Origin of the sequence: Mycobacterium sp. IS-1590, from assembly GCF_001500025.1 — a bacterium.
Classification (GTDB): domain Bacteria; phylum Actinomycetota; class Actinomycetes; order Mycobacteriales; family Mycobacteriaceae; genus Mycobacterium.
The window spans coordinates 224,181-249,170 of record NZ_LQIW01000034.1; the positions used below are offsets into that span (position 1 = coordinate 224,181).

Here is a 24,990-nt window from a genome sequence, read left to right on the forward strand (position 1 = left end):
AGATTCGCTCCGGGGGGCGCTCACCGCGCCGGAACGGCGGCCCGGTACCGGTTGCGGGCGGTCAGTGTGAGCGACAGATCGTCGAGCAGAGGGGCGATGAAGCGGTCGTGATAGGCGTCGTCGCCCACCGCCCGGGCGCTGACATACATGAACGTCAGCGCTCCGAGGAACAGCGTCACCTGTATCAGCGCATCCGGGACCGGGATCGTCATGCCGAGGAACCGCCCGTCGGCAGAACCGTTGCGCGTCCAGGCCGCAAGCAGTTCGGGGGAGAGCAGGATCAACCCCAACACGAGGAACAACAGCGCCGTGACCGTCGCCACCACCAGGATGTGGGCCAACTGCGAGACCGCGAGCACGAAGTACACATTCCACCGTTCGGGCCGGCTCAGCGGCTTCACCTGCGCAGGATCGGGCATGTCGGCGAACGGAGTGCCGTCCAGCTTCGCGGCGTGCGCGGGGTCGGGATCGGTGGCGTTGACCGTGGGGCGCAACCGGTCCACGATCACCGACGCGACGAACGCCGCCGCGATCGCCGTGAGGAACCACAGCGCCAACCACAGCCGGGTGCGCGAGATCGTCGCCGCCATCAGCCACACCGGCGAGTTGAAGAACACCAGGAAGGTCAGCAGCAGCACGGGCAGAGCGCGCAGCAGCAGCGACCCCGCCGCGCTCAGGTGCGCGAGGGTCACCCGGGCGGCCCACCCGAGTATCGAGCCGACACCGGCCGCGGTGAGCGCCAGGATCGCGCCGACGGCCACCGCCACCCACATCAGGTTCCGCGACAGATACGGGCCGGGGCCGCCGAACACAGCGCCGAGCACCGCGACCGCGACGGCGACCGCCGCGGCCGCGAGCCGACCGCGCTGAAGCCCGATGCGCGACACCCACCAGCCCAGCGCCGCTGCCGCCGGCAGCACCAGGATCAGCAGCACCAGTACGAACCACTCGCCTCGTGTGGGCCGTCCGTCGATGTCGATCGCGTGCTTGCCCGTCAACGCCACCACCGCGACGGTGTTGGCCATCAGCACAGCGAGTGCGGAGAGGGCGGGGGCCGACCGCGACCACAGTTGGCGGACCGAACGGCTGGGCCGCAGCACCGCAGGCAGGCCGTGCACGAGGAACCACCGTTCGGCGGCCTGACGGCGTGCCGCATCGACGGGGGCGGGATCGACCGGATCGGATGGCACGGTCGCAGGCTACTTTCCGCCGTCACCTAGGCTTGACGACATGCAACGGATTATCGGGACCGAGGTCGAGTACGGCATCTCGTCGCCGTCCGACCCGACCGCGAATCCGATTCTGACCTCTACCCAGGCCGTGCTCGCGTATGCCGCGGCGGCCGGGATCCAGCGCGCCAAGCGCACGCGCTGGGACTATGAGGTGGAATCGCCGCTGCGCGACGCCCGCGGTTTCGACCTCAGCCGGTCGGCGGGCCCGCCGCCGGTCGTCGACGCGGACGAGGTCGGCGCGGCGAACATGATCCTGACCAACGGCGCGCGCCTCTACGTCGACCACGCCCATCCGGAGTACTCCGCACCCGAGTGCACCGACCCGCTGGACGCCGTGATCTGGGACAAGGCCGGCGAGCGGGTGATGGAGGCCGCCGCACGGCACGTCGCCAGCGTGCCCGGCGCAGTGAAACTGCAGCTCTACAAGAACAACGTCGACGGCAAAGGTGCCTCCTACGGGTCGCACGAGAACTACCTGATGAGCCGGCAGACCCCGTTCTCCGCGGTGATCGCCGGGCTGACCCCGTTTCTGGTGTCGCGACAGGTCGTGACCGGTTCGGGCCGCGTGGGCATCGGTCCCTCCGGCGACGAACCGGGCTTCCAGTTGTCGCAGCGCTCGGACTACATCGAGGTCGAGGTCGGCCTCGAGACCACGCTCAAGCGCGGCATCATCAACACCCGCGACGAGCCGCACGCCGACGCCGACAAGTACCGCAGGCTGCACGTGATCATCGGCGACGCGAACCTGTCGGAGACCTCGACGTATCTCAAGCTCGGCACCACGGCGCTGGTGCTGGACCTGATCGAGGAGGGGATGGATCTCAGCGATCTCGCGTTGGCCCGTCCCGTGCACGCGGTGCATGTGATCAGCCGGGACCCGTCGTTGCGCGCCACCGTCGCGCTGGCCGACGGTCGCGAGGTGACCGGCCTTGCGCTGCAACGGATGTACCTCGACCGCGTGGCCAAGCTCGTGGACAGCCGCGATCCCGACCCGCGAGCGGCCGACATCGTCAAGATGTGGGCCGAAGTGCTCGACCTGCTCGAACGCGATCCGATGGAGTGCGCGGAGATCCTGGACTGGCCGGCCAAGCTGCGCCTGCTCGAGGGCTTCCGCCACCGCGAGAACCTGGGCTGGTCGGCGCCGCGGCTCCACCTGGTCGACCTGCAGTACTCCGATGTGCGGCTGGACAAGGGCCTCTACAACCGGCTGGTGGCCCGGGGGTCGATGAAGCGGCTGGTCACCGAGCAGCAGGTGCTGGACGCGGTCGACAACCCGCCGACCGATACGCGCGCGTACTTCCGCGGTGAGTGCCTGCGTCGCTTCGGGGCCGATATCGCGGCGGCCAGTTGGGACTCGGTGATTTTCGATCTGGGCGGTGATTCGCTCGTCCGGATCCCCACCCTGGAGCCGCTGCGAGGCAGTAAGGCGCACGTCGGAGCTCTGCTGGACTCGGTGGACAGCGCCGTCGAATTGGTAGAACAGCTCACCAATTAGGCGCGCTATCGCAGGCAATCGGCGCGGCGACCGGTAATGTGGAGTCACGGCGGGCAGCAGTGAGCCCGCCGACAACTTACGCAGGAGGCAGCGATGGCTCAGGAGCAGACCAAGCGTGGCGGTGGTGGCGGCGAGGACGACGACCTCACCGGCAGCACGGCCGCCGGGCAGGAGCGTCGCGAGAAGCTGGCCGAGGACACCGACGACCTGCTCGATGAGATCGACGATGTTCTCGAGGAGAACGCCGAGGACTTCGTTCGCGCATACGTACAGAAGGGTGGACAGTGACCTGGCCGCAACGCGATCAGCCGGCCTTACCTCTTTCTTCTGGCACCCGCTACCCGGTAGCACCCTCTGTCCCCGTGGACCTCTCGTCCTTCTCTGAACTGCTGCGCCGCCAGGCGCCCGAACTGCTTCCCGCGCAACGTGCTGGCGCCCAACCCGGGGATGTGCACGCCGATTTCGCACCGCACGGCACCACGATCGTCGCGCTGAAGTTCCCCGGCGGCGTGGTCATGGCCGGTGACCGCCGCGCCACCCAGGGCCACATGATCGCCAGCCGCGATGTGCAGAAGGTGTACATCACCGACGACTACACGGCCACGGGCATCGCCGGGACGGCGGCCATCGCCGTCGAGTTCGCCCGCCTCTACGCCGTCGAACTCGAGCATTACGAGAAGCTGGAAGGCGTCGCGCTGACCTTCCCGGGCAAGGTGAACCGGCTCGCGACCATGGTGCGCGGCAACCTCGGTGCGGCATTGCAGGGTTTCGTCGCGCTGCCGTTGCTCGCCGGCTACGACGTCGACGACCCCAACCCGCAGGCGGCGGGGCGCATCGTGTCCTTCGACGCGGCGGGCGGCTGGAACTTCGAGGAGGAGGGTTACCAGTCGGTGGGGTCGGGGTCCATCTTCGCCAAGTCGTCGATGAAGAAGTTGTATTCGCAAGTGACGGACGGAGATTCGGCGTTGCGGGTGGCTATCGAGGCGCTGTACGACGCCGCCGACGACGATTCGGCGACCGGCGGGCCCGACCTCGTGCGCGGTATCTATCCGACCGCGGTGATCATCGATGCCGACGGCGCCGAAGAGGTGACCGAGGAGCGCATCGCCGAGTTCGCCCGTCTGGTGATCGAAAACCGTTCGCGCGCTGACACATTCGGCCCCGACGCCGTCCACCGTTCGACCGATGCGCGGGGAGATTCGTGAGTTTTCCCTATTTCATCTCGCCCGAACAGGCGATGCGCGAGCGTTCCGAGCTCGCGCGCAAAGGTATCGCCAGGGGGCGCAGCGTCGTGGCACTGGCCTACGCCGACGGCGTGCTGTTCGTCGCCGAGAACCCGTCGCGCTCGCTGCAGAAGGTCAGCGAGCTCTACGACAGGGTCGGATTCGCGGCCGTCGGGCGGTTCAACGAGTTCGACAACCTGCGCCGCGGCGGCATCCAGTACGCCGACACCCGCGGCTACGCCTACGCCCGCCGCGACGTCACCGGCCGTCAGCTGGCCAACATCTATGCCCAGACGCTGGGCACCATCTTCACCGAGCAGGCCAAGCCCTACGAGGTGGAGTTGTGTGTCGCGGAGGTCGCCCACTACGGCGAGTCGAAACCTCCGGAGATGTACCGCATCACCTATGACGGGTCGATCGCCGACGAGCCGCACTTCGTGGTCATGGGCGGAACGACGGAACCGATCATCGCCGCCCTCAACGACTCCTACACGGAAAACGCCGGCCTGCAGGATGCGGTGAAGATCGCCATCGACGCGCTGCACGCCGCGGGCAACGGCGGCTCCGAACAGCGCGTGCTGGGACCCGCGACGCTCGAGGTGGCGATCCTGGACGCCAACCGGCCCCGCCGTGCGTTCCGCCGGATCACCGGTGCCGCACTGGAGGCGCTGCTGCCTCCGGCGGAGGAGACTCCGCAGGACGCCGAACCCGCAGGGGAGTAGGTCAGCCGGCGGCCGGGGTCGGCCGCGCCCGGATGAGGATGAGTTCGGCGAACTGCTCCGGGCATTCCAGCGGCGTGAAATGTCCTGCGTCGTAAGCGAAGTGCACGTGCACATCGGTGAAGTAGTGCCCGAGTCGGTCCGACCACTCGGCCGGGAACAGCGGATCATGGTGCGGCCACACCACATCGGTGGGTGTGTGGATCTTGATGGCACGCTCGGGCGGCAGTTCGGTGAGTGACTGGGCGATCATCCCGGCACCCGCGCGGTACCACGCGATCGACGCGGTGAACGCGCCGGGCAGACCGTAGTCGGACACCAGTCGTTCCAGATCGTCCTCGGAGACGGCGAAATCCGGCCCGGACCAATGCGTCCAGAAGTGACGCAGGTAGTCGCGGACCAGATCGGGGTTCCCGTCGAGCAGCTGGCCCGCCAGTGGCAGCTGGTGAAAGGACTGATACCAGAACTCGCTCTGCGCCTTCGCGGTCAGGACGCGGTCGCCGGCCCCGGGCAGCGGCGGGGACAGCACCAGGGAACGCACCAGATCCGGCTGCATGCGAGCGATGCTCTGCGCGACGCGGCTGCCGACGTCATAGCCGGCGAGCACCACCTCGGACAGTTCGAGCTCCTTGATCAGCCCGATGACGCTGCCGGCCTGTGCGGTGGCGCTGTAGAAGTGCCGGATGGCGACCGCATGTTTGTCCGAGCCGCCGAACCCGCGCAGGTCCGGCACGATGACATCGGCGGCATCCCCGAGCAGGGGCACCACCCGGCGATAGTCGTGGCGGTTGCCCGGCCAGCCGTGCAGCAGAACCACCGGCGGCGCGCCGCTGGTGCCGAACCGGTCATAGGCCAGCCGGAACCCGTCGACGGGCGAGCTGCGCGACCACACCGGCTTATTCTGGCCAGATGTCATCCCGGTTGTCGTGAGGTTGCACGATCCCCGCCGATATCACCGGTGATGACCCCCAGAATCGCGCGCCACGCGTCCGAGGGCGCGTTCAGCACGTCGGAGTGGGCGCCGGGACCGGCCATCGGCCGCCCGTCGTCGTACCGGCCGGCGGGCAACCGGATCACACCGGGCATCTCATCGGGGTCGGCGCCGTGCGGTCCGCCCGGGATGCCCTGCACCGCCCCGATGAAGTCCCCGGGTGGGGTCATGGAGAAACGCAGCACATGCGGGTTTCTGTTGTGCCAGTCGCCGGGATCGTGCACCCCGACGCCCGCTCCCGCGGCGGCCACGTACATCGTGCGGTCCGAGGTCATGCCCAGCGCCTCGGCGGTGCCCACGATCGATCCACCGTAGGAGTGACCGACAACGGTGACCGGGATGCGGCGGCCGGTCGAGTCGACCGTGCGGTCGACGTCCTCGGTGAAGGCGACCAGCCGCGGTGCCATGGCCAGCGCATAGCGCGGGTCGGCGGCCGCCGCCAAACCGCCCACGACGTTGTCACCGCGCGGAAACGGCCCGCCGAGATAGGTGATGGTCGCGACGTCGCCGCGGGTCGCCGAGACGAACCTGCGCGCCGTCTCGGCGTTGGCCGCCGACCCGGTGATCGTCGTGTTCAGCCCCGGCACGAGGACCGCGACGCTGGAGGCCGATGCGACGTTGCCGTGCAGCTCCACCAGCGATGAACGGCCGGGATCGAACGCCAGAACCTGGCGGTCTGAGCGGACGGGTCCACCTGCGGGATCGTCGATCTCCCCGAGCAGCTCGCGGTACACCGCCAGCCGCTGCGGGTCGGGCTCGCGCAGCACGGCTTGGGCCACGTTGGTGCGGTTGGCCTCGACCCGCATCTGCCACGGCACACCGTCGGTGTTGCCGACCTGGGACGGGAATTCCTCGACCAACCGCTGCCGTTGCTCGGGCGTCATGGCCGCGATCTGATCGGCGATCCGGTCCTGGCTGGTGACGGGCCATGCGGCGACGACGCCGGCATCGGCGGTTTGATGACCGGCAGCCGGGATGGCGAACGCCTCGGCGATGTCGGCGGCAGCGTCGGCGTCGGCGGCGTCCAGGCGGTTCAGTGCCCCGGCGAGTCGGCCGGTCAGCTCGACCGCACGCACGGTGAGCATCTCGACGGCGACCGACGGCACACCTCCGGACAGCGCGACCAGCAGCGACGACGGTGGGTCGTGTACCGCGACCGACCCGGCGTCGTCGACGGCGAACCCTTCGGTGCGCGCGGTGGCCACCACGGCCATGACGTCGGCCCGGGCCGCGCTGAGCTGGGCGGCGCCGTCGCGGGCCGCCGCGGCCGCGAGCACCAGTGCGCGCGAGAGCGTGTCGGCAGTCGCGACAATGCCTTTCGCGCGATGGCGGGCCGTATCGGCGGCCGCGCCGGACCAGAAACCGAAGTCGGCCGCCAAGGAGTCGACGTGCGCGCACACGAAGCGGGCGTTGCGGTCCCAGACGTCGGCCAGCCGACCGAGCGCGCCGGGAGACCACGCTTCGGCCTGGCCGACGGTCGGCAGCGTCACTTCCCGAGGCGGGCGGCGGTGCGCAGCTCCGCGCGTTCGAACGCGTCCGCGGAGATCCGCGCCGCGAGCGCCCAGCCACGCATGTTGGCGACGACCTCGGCGAGCCCGGGTGCCACCGAACACGTCGCGGCGACCTCGGCGACGGCCGCGCCGGCAAGCTCATCCGGATGCAATTCGGGCCAACGCATCTCGGCGATCCGGTCGGCGGCGGTCATGACCCGGTCGGCGACGGTGCGCAGTTGCGACACGTCGACCTCGACGATTTCCCCCATGGCTCATGCTGACAGAATCGGCGGCCACGCTGCTGAAGTTATCCACAGGCCTTCGACGGGCGCGGCCCTTACGGACCGCGCAGAGGGTGTCAACCCGATGTCGGGTGCGTTCTTCGGCGCGGCTTGCCCTCCGTGACCGCCGAGCAACAAGTAGTCTCGATGAGGTGCAGCGACGGATCATGGGCATCGAGACCGAATTCGGTGTCACCTGCACGTTCCACGGCCATCGTCGGCTCAGCCCCGACGAGGTGGCGCGCTACCTGTTCCGCCGAGTGGTGTCGTGGGGCCGCAGTTCGAATGTCTTCCTCCGGAACGGCGCCCGGCTCTACCTGGACGTGGGCAGCCATCCCGAGTACGCCACCGCCGAGTGCGACAGCCTCACGCAGTTGGTCACCCATGACCGCGCGGGTGAGCGGGTGCTCGAGGATCTGCTGATCGACGCCGAACAGCGGTTGGCCGACGAGGGCATCGGCGGCGACATCTACCTGTTCAAGAACAACACCGACTCGGCGGGCAACTCCTACGGCTGCCACGAGAATTACCTGATCGTGCGGGCAGGGGAGTTCTCACGCATCTCCGATGTGCTGCTGCCGTTCCTGGTCACGCGTCAGCTGATCTGCGGGGCGGGCAAGGTGCTGCAGACCCCCAAGGCCGCGACGTTCTGCTTGAGCCAGCGCGCCGAGCACATCTGGGAGGGCGTGTCGAGCGCCACCACCCGGTCGCGCCCGATCATCAACACCCGCGACGAACCGCACGCCGACGCCGAGAAGTACCGCAGGCTGCACGTCATCGTCGGCGACTCGAACATGTGCGAGGCCACCACGATGCTCAAGGTGGGCACCGCGTCGCTGGTGCTGGAGATGATCGAGGCCGGTATCGCGTTCCGCGACTTCTCGCTGGACAACCCGATCCGGGCCATCCGCGAGGTCAGCCACGACCTGACCGGCCGGCGCCCGGTGCGTCTGGCGGGCGGCAGGCAGGCCAGCGCCCTGGACATCCAGCGCGAGTATTACTCCCGCGCGGTCGAGTACCTGCAGAGCCGCGAGCCCAATACGCAGATCCAGCAGGTCGTCGACCTGTGGGGACGTCAGCTCGACGCCGTGGAGAGCCAGGACTTCGCCAAGGTCGACAACGAGATCGACTGGGTCATCAAACGAAAGCTGTTCCAGCGCTATCAGGACCGCTACAACATGGAGCTGTCCGACCCGAAGATCAGCCAGCTCGACCTCGCCTATCACGACATCAAGCGCGGCCGCGGGGTGTTCGATCTGCTGCAGCGCAAGGGCCTGGCCGCGCGGATCACCACCGACGAGGACATCGAGGCGGCCGTCAACACGCCGCCGCAGACCACCAGGGCCAAACTGCGCGGCGAGTTCATCAGCGCCGCCCAGGAAGCCGGCCGCGACTTCACCGTCGACTGGGTGCACCTCAAGCTCAACGATCAGGCGCAGCGCACGGTGCTGTGCAAGGATCCGTTCCGGTCGGTCGACGAGCGGGTCAAGCGACTCATCGCCTCGATGTAAGTCTCGCGAAACTGGTACCAGGCGCAGCGCTCGCTGTGCGGGCCGGACACCCTAAGCTGGGTCGAGTGGCGATCTCCAAAGTCGAGCGGCTGATGAACCTCGTGATCGCGCTCCTGTCGACGCGGAACTTCATCACCGCCGAGCGAATCCGTCAGACGGTTTCGGGATACGCCGACAGCGCCAGCGACGAGGCCTTCTCGCGCATGTTCGAGCGCGACAAGAACGAGTTGCGCGACTTGGGGATTCCGCTGGAGACGGGACGGGTTTCGCAGTTCGACCCGACCGAGGGCTACCGCATCAACCGCGAGGCCTACGCGCTGCCCACCGTCGAACTGACTCCCGACGAGGCGGCCGCCGTCGCCGTGGCGACCCAGTTGTGGGAATCGCCCGAGCTCATCACCGCCACCCAGGGCGCGTTGCTGAAACTGCGCGCGGCCGGCATCGACATCGACGCCGTGGAGGCCGCACCGGCGATTACGTCGACGGCGGCCCTGCCTGGGCTGCGCGGTTCCGAAGAGGTGCTCGGAATCCTGTTGTCCGCCATCGACTCCGGACAAGCCGTGCAGTTTCCGCACCGACCGTCGCGCAGCGATCCGTACACCACCCGCACGGTCGAACCCTGGGGCGTCATCACTCACCGGGGCCGCTGGTACCTGGTGGGCCACGACCGCGATCGCGACGCGACGCGGACGTTCCGGCTCTCCCGCATCGGCACCGACGTGACCACGGTCGGCCCACCCGGTGCGGTCAAGCGGCCTGCGGGCGTAGACCTACGCGAAGTGGTGGAACGCGCAGTGGGTGAGTGGCCGTCGGGCGGCCAGGCGCGGGTGTGGATCGCCGAGGGCAAGGGCACCGCGCTGCGGCGACGGGCCATCTCGGCGACCCCGCAGACACACAACGGCCGCGCGGGCGAGGTGATCACCATCGACATCGGAATGTTCGACCGGTTGGCGCGCGAGGTCGCCAGCTACGGTCCCGACGCGGTGGCGCTGGAGCCCGAGTCGCTGCGCGACGACGTGGTGGCCCGGTTGAGCGCGCAGGCGGATCGCGCATGACGGCTGTGTCGACGCGGCTGGTCCGGCTGCTCAACATGGTGCCGTACTTCCAGGCCAACCCGAGGATCACCTACGCCGAGGCGGCCTCCGATCTGGGCGTCAGCGTCAAGCAGTTGCGCGAGGACCTGAACCAACTGTGGATGTGCGGGCTGCCCGGATACGGACCCGGTGATCTGATCGACTTCGAATTCTCCGGCGACACAATCGAAGTGACGTTCACCGCCGGTATCGACCACCCGCTGCGGTTGACCTCGCCGGAGGCGACCGGCGTGCTGGTGGCGCTGCGCGCGCTGGCAGAGGTACCGGGCATGGTGGACCCGGAGGCGGCGCGCAGCGCGATCGCGAAGATCGAGTCTGCCGCGGGCACCGTCGGTCAGGACGGCGCGGCGGTCGAGGAGCCCGCGCCGATCGAGAGTGAGGCGGCCGCGGCGGTGCGGCAGGCGGTGCGCGACGGGTACGCCTTGGCCATCGAGTACTACTCGGCTTCGCACGACGTGCTGACCAGCCGCACCGTCGACCCGATCCGTGTGGTCCTGGTCGGCGACCACAGTTACCTGGAGGCGTGGTGCCGCACCGCCGAAGGTGTGCGGCTGTTCCGTTTCGACCGCATCGTCGACGCGCAGGTGCTCGGCGAGCCCTCGTCGCCGCCACCACCGGCCGTGCAGGCCGAACCGGACACCTCGCTGTTCGACGCGGATCCCTCGCTGCCCTCAGCACTCCTGCTGATCGACCGGTCGGCGGCGTGGATGTTCGACTACTACCCGCTGCGGGTGAGCCGGGAACTGCCCGACGGGGGCTGGGAGGCCGCGATGACCTACGCCTCCGACGACTGGATGGCCCGGTTCGTACTCGGATTCGGGTCGGCCGTGCGGGTGCTCGAACCCGCCCATCTTGCGGAGAGGGTGCGGGAATCGGCGCAAGCGGCGCTGCGGGCATACGGCGCGCAGGCCGAGTGACGGTAGACTGGCCGCGACGTCTGGAGGTGACCTAAATGGGCGGTCTACAACCCTGGCACTGGGTGATCGTTATCGCCGTATTCGTGCTGCTCTTCGGTGCCAAGAAGCTCCCGGACGCGGCGCGCTCGCTCGGCAAGTCGATGCGGATCTTCAAATCGGAGATCAAGGAGATGCAGGCCGATTCCAAGTCGGACACGCCGCCGGCCACTCCGATCGCCTCGGAGCGGGTCGACAACGCCGCTCCGGACAACGCAACGGCTCCGGCAACCGAGCATCCCTCGGACAAACGTCCCGCCTGACCGTCGAGAATCGACTGACCGCGGCCACGCTGCCGCGTAAGTAGGCATGCCGTGCAGACCCCAGGACTGTTCAAGAAGCTCGATCCTCGCCGACGGCGCTCGCGGGTCAACCCCGATGGCACGATGTCGCTGGTCGAGCACCTGCACGAGCTGCGCACCCGGCTGCTGATCTCGGCGGCCGCCGTCGTCGTCACGACGATTCTGGGCTTTCTCTGGTACAGCCACGGCGTGTTCGGGCTGCCCAGCCTCGGGGACTGGCTGCGCGGCCCGTACTGCGATCTGCCCGCCTCGTCGCGGGCGACCATCGCACCCGGCGACGAATGCCGACTGCTGGCCACCGCGCCCTTCGACCAGTTCATGCTGCGATTGAAGGTCGCGCTGACGGCGGGCATCGTGCTGGCCTGCCCGGTGTGGCTCTATCAGGTGTGGGCCTTCATCACCCCCGGGCTGTACAAGAAAGAGCGCCGGTTCGCGGTCGCATTCGTCACCGTCGGCGCCGTGCTGTTCGCGGCGGGCGCGGTGCTGGCCTACGTGGTGTTGGCGACCGCATTGGGCTTCCTGCTGACCGTCGGCAGCGATGTCCAGATCACCGCACTGTCGGGCGATCAGTACTTCGGCTTCCTGATCAATCTGCTGCTGGTCTTCGGTTTCAGCTTCGAGTTCCCGCTGCTGATCGTGATGCTCAACGCCGTCGGAGTGCTGACCTACGAACGGCTCAAGGCGTGGCGCCGCGGCCTGATCTTCGCGCTGTTCGTCTTCGCCGCGCTGTTCACCCCCGGATCGGATCCGTTCTCGATGCTGGCACTGGCGCTCGCCCTGACGGTGCTGCTCGAGTTCGCTATTCAGATCGCGCGATTGCACGACCGGCGCAAGGCGCGACGGGCCGCGCTCGAGGACATCTCCGACGATGTGGCGGCGCCGATCGAGCCCGCCGAACCCGTCGAGGCGTCCCGCACCGTGCCGACGTCCGCACGGCACGTGGTCGATGACGATGCCACCTAGCGAATCGGGCTGCGAGCTGACCCGCTTCGCCGAACAGTTGGCCTTCGCGCTCGACGACTTCCAGCGTCGCTCCTGCGAGGCACTGGAGAACGGGCACGGCGTGCTGGTGTGCGCACCCACCGGTGCGGGCAAGACGGTGGTGGGTGAGTTCGCCGTGCACCTCGCGTTGGCGGCGGGCGGAAAGTGTTTCTACACCACGCCGATCAAGGCGCTGAGCAACCAAAAGCACAACGACCTGGTGCTGCGCTACGGCCCGGACAAGATCGGACTGCTCACCGGCGACCAGTCGGTCAACGGCGACGCCGACGTGGTGGTCATGACCACCGAGGTCCTTCGCAACATGCTCTACGCGAATTCCTCGACGCTGCAGGGTCTTTCGTATGTCGTGATGGATGAGGTGCACTTCCTGGCGGATCGCATGCGCGGCGCTGTGTGGGAAGAGGTCATCCTGCACCTGCCCGACGAGGTGCGGCTGGTGAGCCTGTCGGCGACGGTCAGCAACGCCGAGGAGTTCGGCGGCTGGATCCAAACCGTGCGCGGGGATACCACGGTCATCGTCGACGAACACCGTCCGGTTCCGCTGTGGCAGCACGTCCTGGTCGGCAAGCGGTTGTTCGACCTGTTCGACTACCGCGCCACCCGGGCGGCTCGCGGCACAACGAAACCGAACCGGGAGCTGCTTGTCGACCCGGAGTTGTTGCGCCACATCGCACATCGGCGTGAAGCCGACCGGCTGGCGGACTGGCAGCCGCGCGGTCGCGGCCGCAACCGGGGCCGGCCGACCATGTACCGGCCGCCGTCGCGGCCCGAGGTGATCGCCACGCTGGACCGCGAAGAGCTGTTGCCCGCAATCACATTCATCTTCTCGCGGGCGGGATGCGACGCCGCGGTCAAGCAGTGCCTGCGGTCATCGCTGCGGTTGACCACCGACGAGGAACGCACCCGCATCGCCGAGGTCGTCGACCGGCGCTGCGGAGATCTGCCCGAATCCGATCTGATCGTCCTCGACTACCACGAGTGGCGCGAAGGCCTGCTGCGCGGGCTGGCCGCCCACCACGCCGGCATGCTGCCGGTGTTCCGCCACACCGTTGAGGAACTGTTCTCCGCGGGCCTGGTGAAGGCGGTGTTCGCCACCGAGACACTGGCATTGGGCATCAACATGCCCGCACGCACGGTGGTGCTGGAGCGGTTGGTGAAGTTCAACGGCGAACAACACGTGCCGTTGACGCCCGGCGAATACACGCAGCTGACCGGGCGGGCGGGCCGGCGCGGCATCGACGTCGAGGGCCACGCCGTGGTGCTGTGGACCCCTGATGTCGAACCGGCCGAGGTCGCCGGACTGGCATCCACCCGCACGTTCCCGCTGCGCAGTTCGTTTGCGCCTTCGTACAACATGACCATCAACCTCGTCCGGCAGATGGGTCCGGCGCAGGCGCACAAACTGCTGGAGAGCTCGTTCGCGCAGTACCAGGCCGACCGTTCGGTGGTCGGGTTGCGCCGGGGCATCGAGCGCGGCGAGCGGCTGCAGGCCGAAATCAGCGCCGAACTGGGCGATGACTCGATCCTCGACTACGTCCGGCTGCGGATGCAGATCTCCGAACGCGAACGCGCCCAGTCCCGCGCCTCACGGCTGCAACGACGCAGGGCGGCCAACGAGGCGTTGGCCTCGCTGCGCCGCGGCGACATCATCACGATCACCCACGGTCGACGCGGCGGCTTGGCCGTCGTGCTCGAAGCCGCCCGCGACGACGAGGATCCGCGCCCGCTGGTGTTGACCGAACACCGCTGGGCCGGACGGATCTCGTCGGCCGACTACGCGGGAACGTCGGCGCCGCTGGGCACCATGCCCTTGCCCAAACGCGTCGAGCACCGCAATCCGCGCGCACGGCGCGACCTCGCCTCCGCGCTCACCTCTGCGGCCGAACGCCTCGACGTGCCGTCGAGAAAAGGCAAGCGCAGCGGACCCGCACGAGGCGGCGCCGAACGCGACATCGACCCCGAATTGACGACGCTGCGCGAGCAAATGCGCGCCCATCCGGTCCACAACCGGCCCGACCGGGAGGACAAGGCGCGGTTGGCCGAGCGGTACCTGCGCATCGAACGCGACAACGAACAAATCCGGCAGAAGGTGGCCGCAGCGACCAATTCGCTGGCGCGAACATTCGACCGAATCGTGGTGCTGTTGACCGAACGCGGATTCATCAGCGGCGCCGCGGACGATCCCCAGGTCACCGACGACGGTCGCCTGCTTGCCCGGATCTACAGCGAAAGCGACCTGCTGGTGGCCGAGGCCCTACGCACCGGCATCTGGGAGGGGCTCGACGCCGCCGAGCTGGCGGGGGTGGTGTCCGCGGTGCTCTACGAGGCGCGCGGCGACACGCCGGGTGCTCGCGAGGGCTTCGACATCCCGACCGGCAGACTGCGCCGCGCCCTCAACCAGACGCAGCGGCTGTGGACCGAGCTGCGCGCCGACGAACAGCGCCACCGCATCACGGGCAGCCGCGAACCCGATGACGGCTTCGTCGCCGCGATCTTCCGGTGGGCCACCACGGGCGATCTGACCAGTGCGCTGGCCGCCTCAGACGCCACGGGCAGCGGATCGCCGCTGTCGGCCGGTGATTTCGTACGTTGGTGTCGCCAGGTCCTCGACCTGCTCGACCAGGTGCGTAACGCCGCACCCAGCGCCGCGTTGCGCGGCGCCGCGAAACGCGCGATAAACGACGTTCGACGCGGCGTCGTCGCTGTTGATGCGGGGTAATGTGTCGGGGGCAAGACGCCCAGGTATTCGCGGCTCGGCCGCGGGTGAACAAGGAGTGATATGAGCGGACCGCAGGGATCTGATCCGACGCAGTCGTGGCCAGGCCAGCAGCCGGAACAGCCTTCGGACCAGCCGTCCAGCGATCCATCGGCCAACCAGCCGTGGCAACCTCAGGGCGGCGATGCGACCCAGGCGGCGCCCAGCTGGCAGCCGCCCGCCTACGACCCGTCGCAGTCCCAGCAGCAGTACCCGCAGTACCAGCAGCCGGCGTATCAGCCGCCGCAGCAGTACCCGGGTGGTGAGCAGTACGGACAGCAGCCCAGTGAGTACACCCCGCAGGCGTATCAGCAGCCCGGGCAGTACGGGCAGCCGCACTACGGGCAGCCATACGCACAGCCCGGCCAGCCGGGCTATCAGCAGCAGCCCGGCCAGTACGGCGAGCAGGCCGGCCAGTACGGTCAGCAGCCCGGCCAGTACGGCCAGCAGCCGGGTCAGTTCGGCCAGTACCCGCAGTACGGCACCCCGGGCGCCGAAGAGGGTTCGAAGCGCTCGCTGGCCGTGATCGGCGGCGTGATCGGCCTACTGGCGGCGGTCATCGTCGCGGTCGTGCTGGTCATGGGCTTCTGGAAGCCGGGCTTCTTCGTCACCACCAAGCTCGACATCGACGCCGCGCAGTCCGGGGTGCAGCAGATTCTCACCGACGAGGCCAACGGATACGGCGCCACCAACGTCAAGGACGTCAAGTGCAATGACGGCCAGAATCCGACGGTCGAGAAGGGCGGCACCTTCAACTGCGAGGTCAGCATCGACGGCACCAAGCGCCAGGTGACGGTGACCTTCCAGGACGACAAGGGCACCTACGAGGTCGGCAGGCCCAAGTAGGACCGCTCGCCGTCAGCCGTCGAGCCCGTCGAGGGCCTTCTGCAGGCGACCGATCGACGATGTGACGCCGTAGGTCTCTGCGAGTGTGACGACCTTTCGCGGATGCTCGGCGGCCAGCGGCAGCGTGTCGTTCGGCGTCGACCAGTCCAGTTCGGCGTCGGTGGCCACCTTGACCACTGGGGCCGCCGCCTCGATGTAGTCGGCGGCCTTGAGCAGCTTGGTCCGGTGCGCCTTGCTCATCTTCGACTTCGGGTCGTTCGCCGCAGCGAGGATCTTCTCCAGCGAGCCGTGCTGTGCCAGCAGCGTCGCGGCGGTCTTCTCTCCGATGCCGGGCACGCCGGGCAGTCCGTCGCTCGGATCACCGCGCAGCAGAGCCAGTTCGGCATACGCCGGACCCGCCCGCTCCACCGGTACTCCGTACGTCTCGGCCACGTCCTCGGGACCCCATTTGGTGGCTTTGGCCAGTCCGCGGCCGAGGTAGAGCACGCGCACCGGGACCGGTTCGTCGCGCACCAACTGCAGCAGGTCGCGATCCCCGCTGACCACCACGACGGGATCGCGCTCTTCGGCCGCCGCCAGGGTGCCCAACACGTCGTCGGCCTCGCACTCGGCGGCGCCCGCGGTCGGGATGCCGAAGGCGTCGAGGATCTCGAAGATCATGTCGACCTGGGGGGTGAGGTCGTCGGGCACCTCCTCGACGTCGGGCTCACCCTCGGGGTTCTCCTCGAGCACGCGGTGCGCCTTGTAGGACGGAATGAGGTCGACGCGCCATTGCGGTCGCCAGTCGTCGTCGCGGCACACCACCAGCCGGCCGGGGCGCTCGCGGGTGATCACCGTCGCCATGGCGTCGAGAAAGCCGCGTAGCGCGTTCACGGGGCGCCCGTCCGGCGCGGTGATCGAGTTGGGCACCCCGAAATAGGAGCGAAACCACATGCTGGCGCCGTCGAGCAGAACGAGGGGAGCGGCCACGGTCACTGACAGTAGCGCGGTCGACGAGCCCCGTCGTCGGCTATCCGGGCGCGGATTAGCCTGAATCCCATGACGGCCAACCGATTCAGCACCGATGTCTACGCCTCCCGGCTGCGTACCGCCGCGTCCGCCGCCGCCGATGCCGGCTTGGCGGGCCTGGTCATCACGCCGGGGTATGACCTGCGCTATCTGGTCGGTTCCCGCGCGCAGACCTTCGAACGGCTCACGGCGCTGGTGCTGCCGGCCGACGGCGCCCCGACCATCGTGGTGCCTCGGCTGGAGTTGGCCGCGCTCAAGGAGTCGGCGGTGCCCGACCTCGGCTTGACGGTGCGCGACTGGGTCGACGGCGACGACCCGTACGCGCTTGTGGGCGAGGCGTTGGGCGGCGGGACGCCGGCGGTAGCGGTGACCGACTCCATGCCCGCACTGCACCTGCTTCCGCTCGCCGAGGTCCTCGGAACGGTGCCGGTGCTGGCCACCGACGTGCTGCGCCGGTTGCGGATGATCAAGGACCCGGCCGAGATCGACGCGCTGCGCACGGCGGGGGCGGCCATCGACCGGGTCCACGCCAAGGTCCCCGACTTCCTGGTGCCCGGCCGCACCGAGGCCGACGTCGCCGCCGATATCGCGGAAGCCATTGTCGCCGAGGGGCATTCGGAAGTCGCATTCATCATCGTCGGTTCCGGGCCGCACGGGGCCGACCCGCACCACGAATGTTCGGACCGCGAATTGCGCGCCGGTGACATCGTGGTCGTCGACATCGGCGGGCCGTACGAGCCCGGCTACAACTCCGATTGCACCCGTACCTACAGCATCGGCGAACCGGATGCCGAGGTCTCGCGTCGCTACGCGGTGCTGCAGCGCGCCCAGCGGGCCGCGGTCGAGGCCGTCCGGCCCGGGGCCACCGCCGAACAGGTCGACGCCGCCGCCCGCAACGTGCTGGCCGGCGAGGGTCTGGCCGACGCTTTCGTGCACCGCACCGGCCACGGCATCGGGTTGTCGGTGCACGAGGAGCCCTACATCGTCGCCGGTAACACGCTCGCCCTCGAGGAGGGCATGGCGTTCTCCGTCGAGCCGGGCATCTACTTTCCCGGCGAGTGGGGCGCGCGCATCGAGGACATCGTGATCGTCACCGGCGAGGGGGCCGAGCCGGTGAACCGCCGGCCACACGAGCTGGTGGTCGTGCCGATCACCTAGTTCGCGGTCAGTCGGCGACGCGGTCCAGCAGCCCCGAGGAGCCCAGCACCCGCTCGACACGAACCTCGATCACGACGCGTTTCGGGTTGACGCGCGGTGTGCGGTACCGCTGCGCGTAGCGCAGTTCGGCGTCGCGGACGGCGTCGGGATCGGTGTTGACCGTGGCCTTGCCCTCAAGCGACAACCACCGCGCACCGTCGACCTGGCTCAGCACGGCCACACCCTGCCGCTCGGCGTTGACGGCCTTCTGCGAACCGCCGCTGGTGATGACGCGGGCGATGTGGGTGGTCGGGTCGAAGGTGAAACCGACGGCGACGACGTGCGGGGAGTTGTCCGAACGCAGGGTCGTCAGCATCGCCAGATGACGCTCGGACAGGAATGCGAGCGCGTCGGTGGTGAGCCGGGTGGTTGCCCGGCGACTGGACTGGGCCATCGAGCTTCACCGTAGCGCAGGACATAATCGCAGCCATGACAGACACGGCTGACTCCCGTCCGCCCCTGGTCGTGGTCTTCGGCGGGCGCAGCGAGATCGGCCTCGAGGTGGCCACGCGCCTGGCGTCCGGGTCGGCGGTGCTGCTGGCGGCGCGCCGCTCCGGCGAGCTGGAGGCGGAGGTGGCCGCTGTTCGCGCGGCGGGCGCCGCGGCCGTGCACGTGCGCGAGTTCGACGCCGACGACCTGGACTCGCACGGGCCGCTCGTCGAGTCGATCGTCGCCGAACACGGCCCGATCGACACCGCGGTGCTGGCCTTCGGCATCCTCGGCGATCAGGCCCGCGCGGAGAAGGATCCCGCGCACGCCGCGGCGATCGTGCACACCGACTTCGTCGCCCAGGTCAGCCTGTTGACCGTGCTGGCGGACACGATGCGCGCTGCGGGCGCCGGGGCGATCGTCGCGTTCTCGTCGGTGGCCGGCGTTCGGGTGCGACGCGCCAACTACGTCTACGGGTCCGCGAAGGCCGGGCTGGACGGGTTCTGCAGCGGGCTCGCCGACGCGCTGCACGGCTCGGGGGTGCAGCTGCTGGTGGTTCGGCCGGGGTTCGTGATCGGGCGGATGACCGAGGGCATGACGCCCGCGCCGCTGTCCAGCACACCGGGCCAGGTCGCCGACGCCACCGTCCGCGCGCTGCGTAAGGGCCGCTCCACGGTGTGGGTGCCCGCGTCGCTCGCCGTGTTGGCGCTGGCGTTCCGGATGACGCCGCGGTTCGTGTGGCGGAGGTTGCGGCGATGAGCGCTTGCGCGAAGAGCAGAGGGTGGCGATGACGATCATCGTGGTGGGCATCGGCGCCGACGGCATGCCCGGACTGTCGCCGGTCGCGAAGGCCGAACTCACCAGGGCCACCGTGATTTACGGCTCGGGGCGCCAATTGGCGCTGCTCGACGACACCGTCACCGCTGCGCGCCGGGAGTGGCCGTCACCGATGCTGCCCGCGCTGCGGACGCTGCTCGACGGGGCCGAGGGTGACGTGCACGTGGTGGCCAGCGGTGACCCACTACTGCACGGTGTCGGCAACTCGCTGATCCGGCTGTACGGCGCGGACCGGGTCGCGGTGCTGCCGCACGTGTCGTCGGTGACCCTGGCCTGCTCGCGGGTGGGCTGGTCGGTGCAGGACACCGAGGTCATCAGCCTGGTATCGAGCGAACCGCACACCGCGGTGCGCCGCGGCGGGCAGGCCGTCGTCATGTCGCGCGATCGTTCCACTCCCGCGGCGCTGGCGCGTCTGCTGACCGACACCGGCCGTGGCGACTCCGAGATCAGCGTGCTCGAGCAACTGGGCGGCCCCGCCGAGCGGCGCCGGAGTGCCACGGCACGGGAGTGGGCGGCGCGACCTCCCGGTGACGTCGACGACCTCAACGTGGTCGCGGTGCGCTACCTGCCCGACGAGCGGCGTCTCGGCGTGCTGCCCGACGACCTGTTCGCCAACGACGGGCAGCTCACCAAACAACCGGTGCGCGCGGTGACGATGGCCGCCCTGGGACCGCGCCCGGGACAACTGCTCTGGGATGTCGGGGCCGGATCGGGCAGCATCGCGATCGAATGGTGTCGCAGCGGGTCTGGTTGCCGCGCGGTGGCATTCGAGCGCGACGAGCGGCGCCGCCAACGCATCGCCGACAACACCGTCGCATTCGGCGTCCGCGTCGAGGTGCAGGCCGATGCGCCCGCGTCGTTCGACTCCGTCCCGGCACCCGACGCCGTCTTCATCGGCGGCGGCATCACCCAACCCGGCCTGCTGGAAGCCTGTTTCGACCACTTGCCGTCCGGCGGCAGGCTCGTCGCGAACGCCGTCACGGTGGAGTCAGAAATGCTTGTCGCCCAATGGTATTCCCGACAAGGCGGTGAGCTCCGGCGCTTCGAGCACCACCGCGGCGAACCGCTCGGCGGCTTCACCGGCTGGCGCCCGGCCATGCCCGTCACGCAGTGGGCGGTGACCAAGCGATGACCGTCTACTTCATCGGCGCCGGCCCCGGTGCCGCCGACCTGATCACCGTTCGCGGGCAGCGACTGCTGCAGCGCTGCTCGGTCTGCCTCTACGCCGGTTCGATCATGCCCGAGGACCTGCTCGCGCTGTGCCCGCCGGACGCGCGTGTCGTCGACACCGGGCCGTTGACACTCGACCAGATCATCACCGAACTCTCCGACGCCCACGCCGCGAACCTCGATGTGGCGCGGTTGCACTCCGGCGATCCGTCGATCTACAGCGCTCTGGCCGAACAGTGCCGCCGCCTCGACGATCTCGGAATCGACTACGAAATCGTCCCCGGTGTCCCGGCATTCGCCGCGGCCGCCGCCGCGCTGGGCCGCGAACTCACGGTTCCCGGCGTCGCGCAGACGGTCACCCTGACCCGGGTGGCCACCCTGTCGACCGCGATGCCGCCGGGGGAGGACCTGCAGACACTGTCGGCGCCCGGCGCCACCCTGGTGCTGCACCTTGCCGCCGCGCAGATCGACACGATCGTCACCGAGCTGCTGGCCGGCGGCTATCGGCCCGAAACGCCCTGCGCGGTGGTCGCATTCGCGTCGTGGCCCCAGCAGCAGGTGGTGCGCTGCACGCTGGAGGATCTCGCCACGCAGACCAAGGCGGCGGGAATCACTCGCACCGCGGTCATCGTCGCCGGCGATGTGCTGGCGGCCGAGGAGTTCGCCGACAGCTACCTGTACTCGTCGGGGCGGGTTCGGCGGGGGCGGCACTGATGCGAATCCTGTTGCTGGGCGGCACCTCGGAGGCCCGCGCGCTCGCCTCGCGGCTACACCCCGACTTCGAGGTGATCAGCTCACTCGCCGGGCGGGTACCCGACCCCGCGCTGCCCGTCGGCCAGGTGCGCGTGGGCGGGTTCGGCGGCACCGACGGCCTGCGGAGGTGGCTGCGCGACGAACAGGTCGACGCCGTCGTGGACGCCACGCACCCGTACGCCGCCACGATGTCCGCCCACGCCGCCGTCGTCTGCGGCGAGCTACGGTTGCCGCACCTGGTGTTGGCGCGTCCAGCTTGGCCCACCGGTGACGCGATCCTCGTCGAAGACGATCGTGAGGCCGCGAAGGTCGTTGCCGCCGAGGGATTTCAGCGGGTCTTTTTGACCACCGGCCGGTCTGGCACAGCGGCGTTCCGGGACGTCGAGGCTTGGTTTCTGATCCGCGCCGTCACCGCACCCGATGTCGAGGACCTGCCGTTGCGTCATCAGGTCGTGCTGTCGCGTGGGCCGTACCGTTACGACGACGAACTGGCCCTGCTGCGTGAGCACCGCATCGACGCGTTGGTCACCAAAAACAGCGGCGGGTCGATGACGCGACCCAAGCTGGATGCCGCCGCCACGCTCGGGGTCGCGGTGGTGATGGTGCAGCGGCCACCCCTGCCGGCGGGAGTGACGAGCGTCGCCACGGTGGACGAGGCGGTCGACTGGGTCACGGCTTTTCGGACGGCAGCGGCCGGCGACTGACCGCCGGCTCACTGCCGCGCAGCAGAATGGGCGCCGACCATCAAGGCGGCGAGGTCCTCGGGCTCGAGAAACGACGGCGGAGGTGGCGGCCCCCAGGCGTAGAGGCCCTGCAGACCGTGCAGCACCTCGGGGCTCCACAGTTCGTCTTCCGGGACGGTATCCATATCGGAGTAGTACTCCGAGAAGTTGCCCGCCGGATCCTTCAGATACCAGAAGAAGTTCGCGCCCGCGTAATGGCGCCCGAGACCCCAGACATGGCGTTCGGGATGACCCTCCAGCATCGCTTGAGCGCCGCGGCCGACCTCGTCGATGTCGTCCACCTGCCAACTGGTGTGATGCATGAAGTTGACCGGCGCAGCCATGACCAGCAGGTTGTGGTGCTCGACGGAGCAGCGTAAAAATGCGGCTTTGTCTCCCATGTAGTCGCTGATTTTGAATCCCAGGCCGTCGACGAAGAACCGCATCGTCGTTTCGAGGTCGACGGAACCGATCACCGCGTGACCGAGCCTGCTCGGCTGTACCGGTCCCCGCCGAGCGATGAAAGGTGCGCGGCCCCAACGGTCGATGCGTCCCGGGCCGTTGTACGCGGTGGCAGCGACAGCCGGTTCGACGACGACCCGGGGCCGGATCTCAACGGTGACCCGCGTGCCGGTGACGGGTTCGTACGTCGAGCACATGACCGTCGAGCACAGGACCTCGGCGCCGAAGGTGGCTATCCGTGTGGCGATGCGCGCGATGTCGTCTTCGTCGTCGGCCGCGACGGTCAGCTCGACCAGCCGGCGGCTCGGTGAATGCCTGATCTCCAGTTGGTCACCGCCGTTGCGGGTGGCGAACACGCCGCCCCCGCGGTGCGTGAGGCCGAATTCGGTGTAGTAGGAGACGGTTTCGTCGACGTTGGGTACGCCGATGGTGGCTTTGGCCAAGCCGTGCAATGCCATGGTGCTCCTCGAGAAGTCTGGGGAGTCTGCGTCAAATGGCGAAGGTTTCTGATGCCCTCGATCCAGCGATCCCAAAGACTTCAACGTCGCAGCGCCCGAGAACGTTCATACGGACTCCGCGGTGCCACGGGTGGGCAGCGACTTCTCACTGCATCCGCTGGCCTACCGGTAGGACGCGATGAGCTCCAGGGTCTGCAGTTCGCGGATGGCCCGGCAACCGCGACTCAACATCGCCAGCATCATCTCGTCGCCGCGCTCGGTCGACGTCGCGAACGCCGTGCCGAGCGCCACGAGCAGCGGTGCCTGCACCACGCCCAAGCGGTAGTCGTTCCAACAGGTTTCGAGGTCGTAGTCGCCGACGCCGTATCCGATCAGTGCGCGGTGGTAGCGCTCGACGAGGTCACGCTCGATCTGCGCGCGCACGGTCGGGTCGAGGCTGGTCGCGGTGAAGTACGCCAGGTCGCGCGCGGGCAGGCCGATACCGATGGTCTGCCAGTCGACCACCGTGATGCGGGTGTGGTCGGGGTCGAACAGCATGTTGTCGAGACGGTAGTCACCGTGCATCAATGCATAACGGTCTGGCTCGGCCATCAGCCAGTCGGTGACCGAAGCCATTGCCGCGGAGAGTGTTTCCTGGTCCTCGGGGCTTATCGAGGACCCAAGGCGGTCGATCACGATGTCGGCGGCCATCTTGCAGACGTCACCCATGCCCTTGGCCGCCTCGGTGTCGCCGGGCTTGGGCATGACGATGGCGGACAGGTCCATCCACTCGGGCGCGCACCAACTCGGGCCGTGCAGTCCGGCCAGCGCTTCGACGGCAAGCTGCGCCTCGACAACACTGCACCCGGCGATCTGGTCGCCCTGTACCGCGGGCGCCATATCGGCGAGCAGGAGCACGACGTCGGTGCCGTCCTCGGAGATGTCCTGATGGAAACTGCGCGGGACGGGGATGCGCATCCGGTCGGCGATCAGCGAGTAGAACTCGACCTCGGAGCGGTATCCCAGCGCCACCCGCTCCCGCACCGCGTCGTCCTGCGCCGACAGCTTGATCGCGAACGAGGCGGGCAGGTCGGTGTCCGCGCCGTATGTCGCCGACACTCGATAGGTGGCGCCGGTCTGGCCCGTTCCGATCGGCGTGACCGCGACCGTGTCGACGTCAGCTCCCAGCACCGATCCGAGCCACGCGGGCGTTACATCTTCGGGCCCCCGTGGAATGGCGAGTGCGGATGTCACGCGCCGGACATTAACACCCTCGGGTCAGAGTCGGGTGAGGCGCAGCCGCCACGATTCGGGCCCACGTTCGAGATAGTCGAACGAGATCCGGCCGGCGGTGCGGTCGTGCAGCTGGTGCAGTAGCGGCACCGGATCGTGAGGCGCGACCAGCACCATGCTGGCGCCGACAGGAACCGCGTCGAATGCGCCGAATACCGTGGCGTGCCGAATCGAGTGCGGTACGTCGCGTACGTCGAGCACGGGCTCTTCGGCGTCGGCTGCGCAACCGCAGCTGTGGCCGCCTTCGGCATGGTGGTCGCCGCCGATCAGTTCGTGCATTCCGTCGAGGGAATCGGCGAGCGAGATTTCCGGGTCGGAGGCGACAATCGGCAGGATCCGGTCGTTCTCGTCGACGAGGTGGGCCTCGAACACGACCCGCAGAGCGTGCCCCGCCGCGGCCGCACGCACGGGTGAGCGTTCGGTGCGAACCCGGTCCACCAGGTCGCCGATGACGCGGTGCGCGGCGATCATCGACTCGATCAGCGGCCGGGCCCGTTCGGTGTGGGCGGCGGCCGGGTAGAGGCGGGCCTCTTCGGCTCTGGCGTGTGGCAGCAACTCGCCGGTCAGAAATTCGACGGCCGCGGCGCGCGCCGCGTCGAAGCCGGCGCCGCGCTCAGCCGCCGACACCATCGCCTCCGTCAGCGCCGTGAGGTATCCGGCCAGCTCAGCGTGGTGATTCTTGACCGTCTCGGCCGCCTCCGCGTCCGCGGGTGTGGTGGCGACGATCAGCTCGTTGACAGTCATGATGGATTCCTTTCGGCTGTGCTGGTCCTACACCCAGCAAT

At 68.9% G+C, this 24,990-nt stretch carries 25 protein-coding genes; 16 read left to right on the forward strand and 9 right to left on the reverse strand.

The window, feature by feature from the left end; all coding sequences use genetic code 11:
* Nucleotides 1-20 precede the first annotated feature (20 nt).
* The gene (locus tag AU197_RS18700; protein WP_064404240.1) at nt 21-1,190 is read right to left on the reverse strand and encodes a hypothetical protein; all 1,170 of its coding nucleotides are present in this window, start codon (nt 1,188-1,190) and stop codon (nt 21-23) included.
* Nucleotides 1,191-1,230: 40 nt separating this feature from the next.
* Here AU197_RS18700 and dop point away from each other — a divergent pair, with 40 nt between their 5' ends.
* The 4 genes from dop (at nt 1,231) to prcA (ending at nt 4,672) form a co-directional block, all read left to right on the forward strand.
* Complete coding sequence (gene dop / locus AU197_RS18705; RefSeq protein WP_064350045.1) at nt 1,231-2,727, forward strand: pup deamidase/depupylase; 1,497 nt, start codon at nt 1,231-1,233, stop codon at nt 2,725-2,727.
* 93 nt (nt 2,728-2,820) lie between these two features.
* Nucleotides 2,821-3,015, forward strand: coding sequence for a ubiquitin-like protein Pup (locus tag AU197_RS18710; protein WP_064393943.1), 195 nt, complete (start codon nt 2,821-2,823; stop codon nt 3,013-3,015).
* On the forward strand, nt 3,012-3,932 hold the full coding sequence (gene prcB / locus AU197_RS18715; protein ID WP_064404243.1) for a proteasome subunit beta: 921 nt from the start codon (nt 3,012-3,014) through the stop codon (nt 3,930-3,932). Before AU197_RS18710 ends, prcB begins: the two co-directional genes overlap by 4 nt.
* Nucleotides 3,929-4,672, forward strand: a complete 744-nt coding sequence (gene prcA, locus AU197_RS18720; RefSeq protein WP_064404244.1) for a proteasome subunit alpha — start codon at nt 3,929-3,931, stop codon at nt 4,670-4,672. The genes prcB and prcA overlap by 4 nt, the downstream gene beginning before the upstream one ends.
* A 1-nt stretch (nt 4,673) precedes the next feature.
* Here prcA and AU197_RS18725 read toward each other — a convergent pair whose 3' ends face one another.
* The 3 genes from AU197_RS18725 to AU197_RS18735 are packed head-to-tail and all read right to left on the reverse strand — an operon-like array spanning nt 4,674 to nt 7,422.
* The gene (locus AU197_RS18725) at nt 4,674-5,561 is read right to left on the reverse strand and encodes an alpha/beta fold hydrolase (RefSeq protein WP_156434472.1); all 888 of its coding nucleotides are present in this window, start codon (nt 5,559-5,561) and stop codon (nt 4,674-4,676) included.
* A gap of 20 nt (nt 5,562-5,581) precedes the next feature.
* Nucleotides 5,582-7,150 carry an alpha/beta hydrolase gene (locus AU197_RS18730; RefSeq protein WP_064404249.1) on the reverse strand — a complete coding sequence of 523 codons (1,569 nt, stop codon included), beginning with the start codon at nt 7,148-7,150 and terminating at the stop codon, nt 5,582-5,584.
* On the reverse strand, nt 7,147-7,422 hold the full coding sequence (locus tag AU197_RS18735; protein ID WP_064404251.1) for a DUF7162 family protein: 276 nt from the start codon (nt 7,420-7,422) through the stop codon (nt 7,147-7,149). Before AU197_RS18735 ends, AU197_RS18730 begins: the two co-directional genes overlap by 4 nt.
* Nucleotides 7,423-7,586: 164 nt before the next feature.
* Between AU197_RS18735 and pafA the strand changes: the two genes are divergently transcribed.
* The 7 genes from pafA (at nt 7,587) to AU197_RS18770 (ending at nt 15,897) form a co-directional block, all read left to right on the forward strand.
* Nucleotides 7,587-8,945, forward strand: coding sequence for a Pup--protein ligase (gene pafA / locus AU197_RS18740; protein WP_156434473.1), 1,359 nt, complete (start codon nt 7,587-7,589; stop codon nt 8,943-8,945).
* 65 nt (nt 8,946-9,010) lie between these two features.
* Nucleotides 9,011-10,000, forward strand: a complete 990-nt coding sequence (locus AU197_RS18745) for a helix-turn-helix transcriptional regulator (protein ID WP_064404254.1) — start codon at nt 9,011-9,013, stop codon at nt 9,998-10,000.
* Nucleotides 9,997-10,956: a helix-turn-helix transcriptional regulator gene (locus tag AU197_RS18750; protein ID WP_064404256.1), complete on the forward strand. Its 960-nt coding sequence runs from the start codon at nt 9,997-9,999 to the stop codon at nt 10,954-10,956. Before AU197_RS18745 ends, AU197_RS18750 begins: the two co-directional genes overlap by 4 nt.
* A 35-nt stretch (nt 10,957-10,991) precedes the next feature.
* Nucleotides 10,992-11,255 carry a Sec-independent protein translocase subunit TatA gene (gene tatA, locus AU197_RS18755; protein ID WP_064404258.1) on the forward strand — a complete coding sequence of 88 codons (264 nt, stop codon included), beginning with the start codon at nt 10,992-10,994 and terminating at the stop codon, nt 11,253-11,255.
* 51 nt (nt 11,256-11,306) lie between these two features.
* The gene (gene tatC / locus AU197_RS18760) at nt 11,307-12,257 is read left to right on the forward strand and encodes a twin-arginine translocase subunit TatC (RefSeq protein WP_064404260.1); all 951 of its coding nucleotides are present in this window, start codon (nt 11,307-11,309) and stop codon (nt 12,255-12,257) included.
* Complete coding sequence (locus AU197_RS18765; protein ID WP_156434480.1) at nt 12,247-15,015, forward strand: DEAD/DEAH box helicase; 2,769 nt, start codon at nt 12,247-12,249, stop codon at nt 15,013-15,015. The genes tatC and AU197_RS18765 overlap by 11 nt, the downstream gene beginning before the upstream one ends.
* A 60-nt stretch (nt 15,016-15,075) precedes the next feature.
* The gene (locus AU197_RS18770) at nt 15,076-15,897 is read left to right on the forward strand and encodes a DUF4333 domain-containing protein (RefSeq protein WP_064404264.1); all 822 of its coding nucleotides are present in this window, start codon (nt 15,076-15,078) and stop codon (nt 15,895-15,897) included.
* 12 nt (nt 15,898-15,909) lie between these two features.
* Here AU197_RS18770 and AU197_RS18775 read toward each other — a convergent pair whose 3' ends face one another.
* Nucleotides 15,910-16,866 carry a 5'-3' exonuclease gene (locus AU197_RS18775; protein WP_064404508.1) on the reverse strand — a complete coding sequence of 319 codons (957 nt, stop codon included), beginning with the start codon at nt 16,864-16,866 and terminating at the stop codon, nt 15,910-15,912.
* Nucleotides 16,867-16,935: 69 nt separating this feature from the next.
* On the opposite strand from AU197_RS18775, the gene AU197_RS18780 reads away from it, so the two are divergent.
* Nucleotides 16,936-18,063 (forward strand): M24 family metallopeptidase, encoded by a 1,128-nt coding sequence (locus tag AU197_RS18780; protein WP_064404267.1) that lies wholly within the window; start codon nt 16,936-16,938, stop codon nt 18,061-18,063.
* 7 nt (nt 18,064-18,070) lie between these two features.
* Here the strand turns inward: AU197_RS18780 and AU197_RS18785 are convergent, their stop codons facing one another.
* Complete coding sequence (locus tag AU197_RS18785) at nt 18,071-18,496, reverse strand: F420-dependent biliverdin reductase (RefSeq protein WP_064404268.1); 426 nt, start codon at nt 18,494-18,496, stop codon at nt 18,071-18,073.
* 35 nt (nt 18,497-18,531) lie between these two features.
* Here AU197_RS18785 and dprE2 point away from each other — a divergent pair, with 35 nt between their 5' ends.
* The 4 genes from dprE2 to AU197_RS18805 are packed head-to-tail and all read left to right on the forward strand — an operon-like array spanning nt 18,532 to nt 21,995.
* Nucleotides 18,532-19,290, forward strand: a complete 759-nt coding sequence (dprE2, locus tag AU197_RS18790) for a decaprenylphospho-beta-D-erythro-pentofuranosid-2-ulose 2-reductase (RefSeq protein WP_064404270.1) — start codon at nt 18,532-18,534, stop codon at nt 19,288-19,290.
* A gap of 28 nt (nt 19,291-19,318) precedes the next feature.
* On the forward strand, nt 19,319-20,500 hold the full coding sequence (locus tag AU197_RS18795) for a bifunctional cobalt-precorrin-7 (C(5))-methyltransferase/cobalt-precorrin-6B (C(15))-methyltransferase (protein ID WP_064404272.1): 1,182 nt from the start codon (nt 19,319-19,321) through the stop codon (nt 20,498-20,500).
* Nucleotides 20,497-21,252, forward strand: a complete 756-nt coding sequence (gene cobM, locus AU197_RS18800) for a precorrin-4 C(11)-methyltransferase (protein WP_064404274.1) — start codon at nt 20,497-20,499, stop codon at nt 21,250-21,252. Before AU197_RS18795 ends, cobM begins: the two co-directional genes overlap by 4 nt.
* Nucleotides 21,252-21,995, forward strand: coding sequence for a cobalt-precorrin-6A reductase (locus AU197_RS18805; RefSeq protein WP_064404276.1), 744 nt, complete (start codon nt 21,252-21,254; stop codon nt 21,993-21,995). The genes cobM and AU197_RS18805 overlap by 1 nt, the downstream gene beginning before the upstream one ends.
* 8 nt (nt 21,996-22,003) lie before the next feature.
* Here AU197_RS18805 and AU197_RS18810 read toward each other — a convergent pair whose 3' ends face one another.
* From AU197_RS18810 to AU197_RS18820, 3 genes are all read right to left on the reverse strand, one after another.
* Complete coding sequence (locus tag AU197_RS18810; RefSeq protein ID WP_064404277.1) at nt 22,004-22,933, reverse strand: VOC family protein; 930 nt, start codon at nt 22,931-22,933, stop codon at nt 22,004-22,006.
* Between the two features lie 162 nt (nt 22,934-23,095).
* Complete coding sequence (locus AU197_RS18815; RefSeq protein WP_064404279.1) at nt 23,096-24,166, reverse strand: phosphotransferase family protein; 1,071 nt, start codon at nt 24,164-24,166, stop codon at nt 23,096-23,098.
* Between the two features lie 24 nt (nt 24,167-24,190).
* Entirely contained in the window at nt 24,191-24,949 is a 759-nt protein-coding gene (locus AU197_RS18820) for a DUF2249 domain-containing protein (protein WP_064404280.1), read from the reverse strand.
* Between the last annotated feature and the right edge of the window lie 41 nt (nt 24,950-24,990).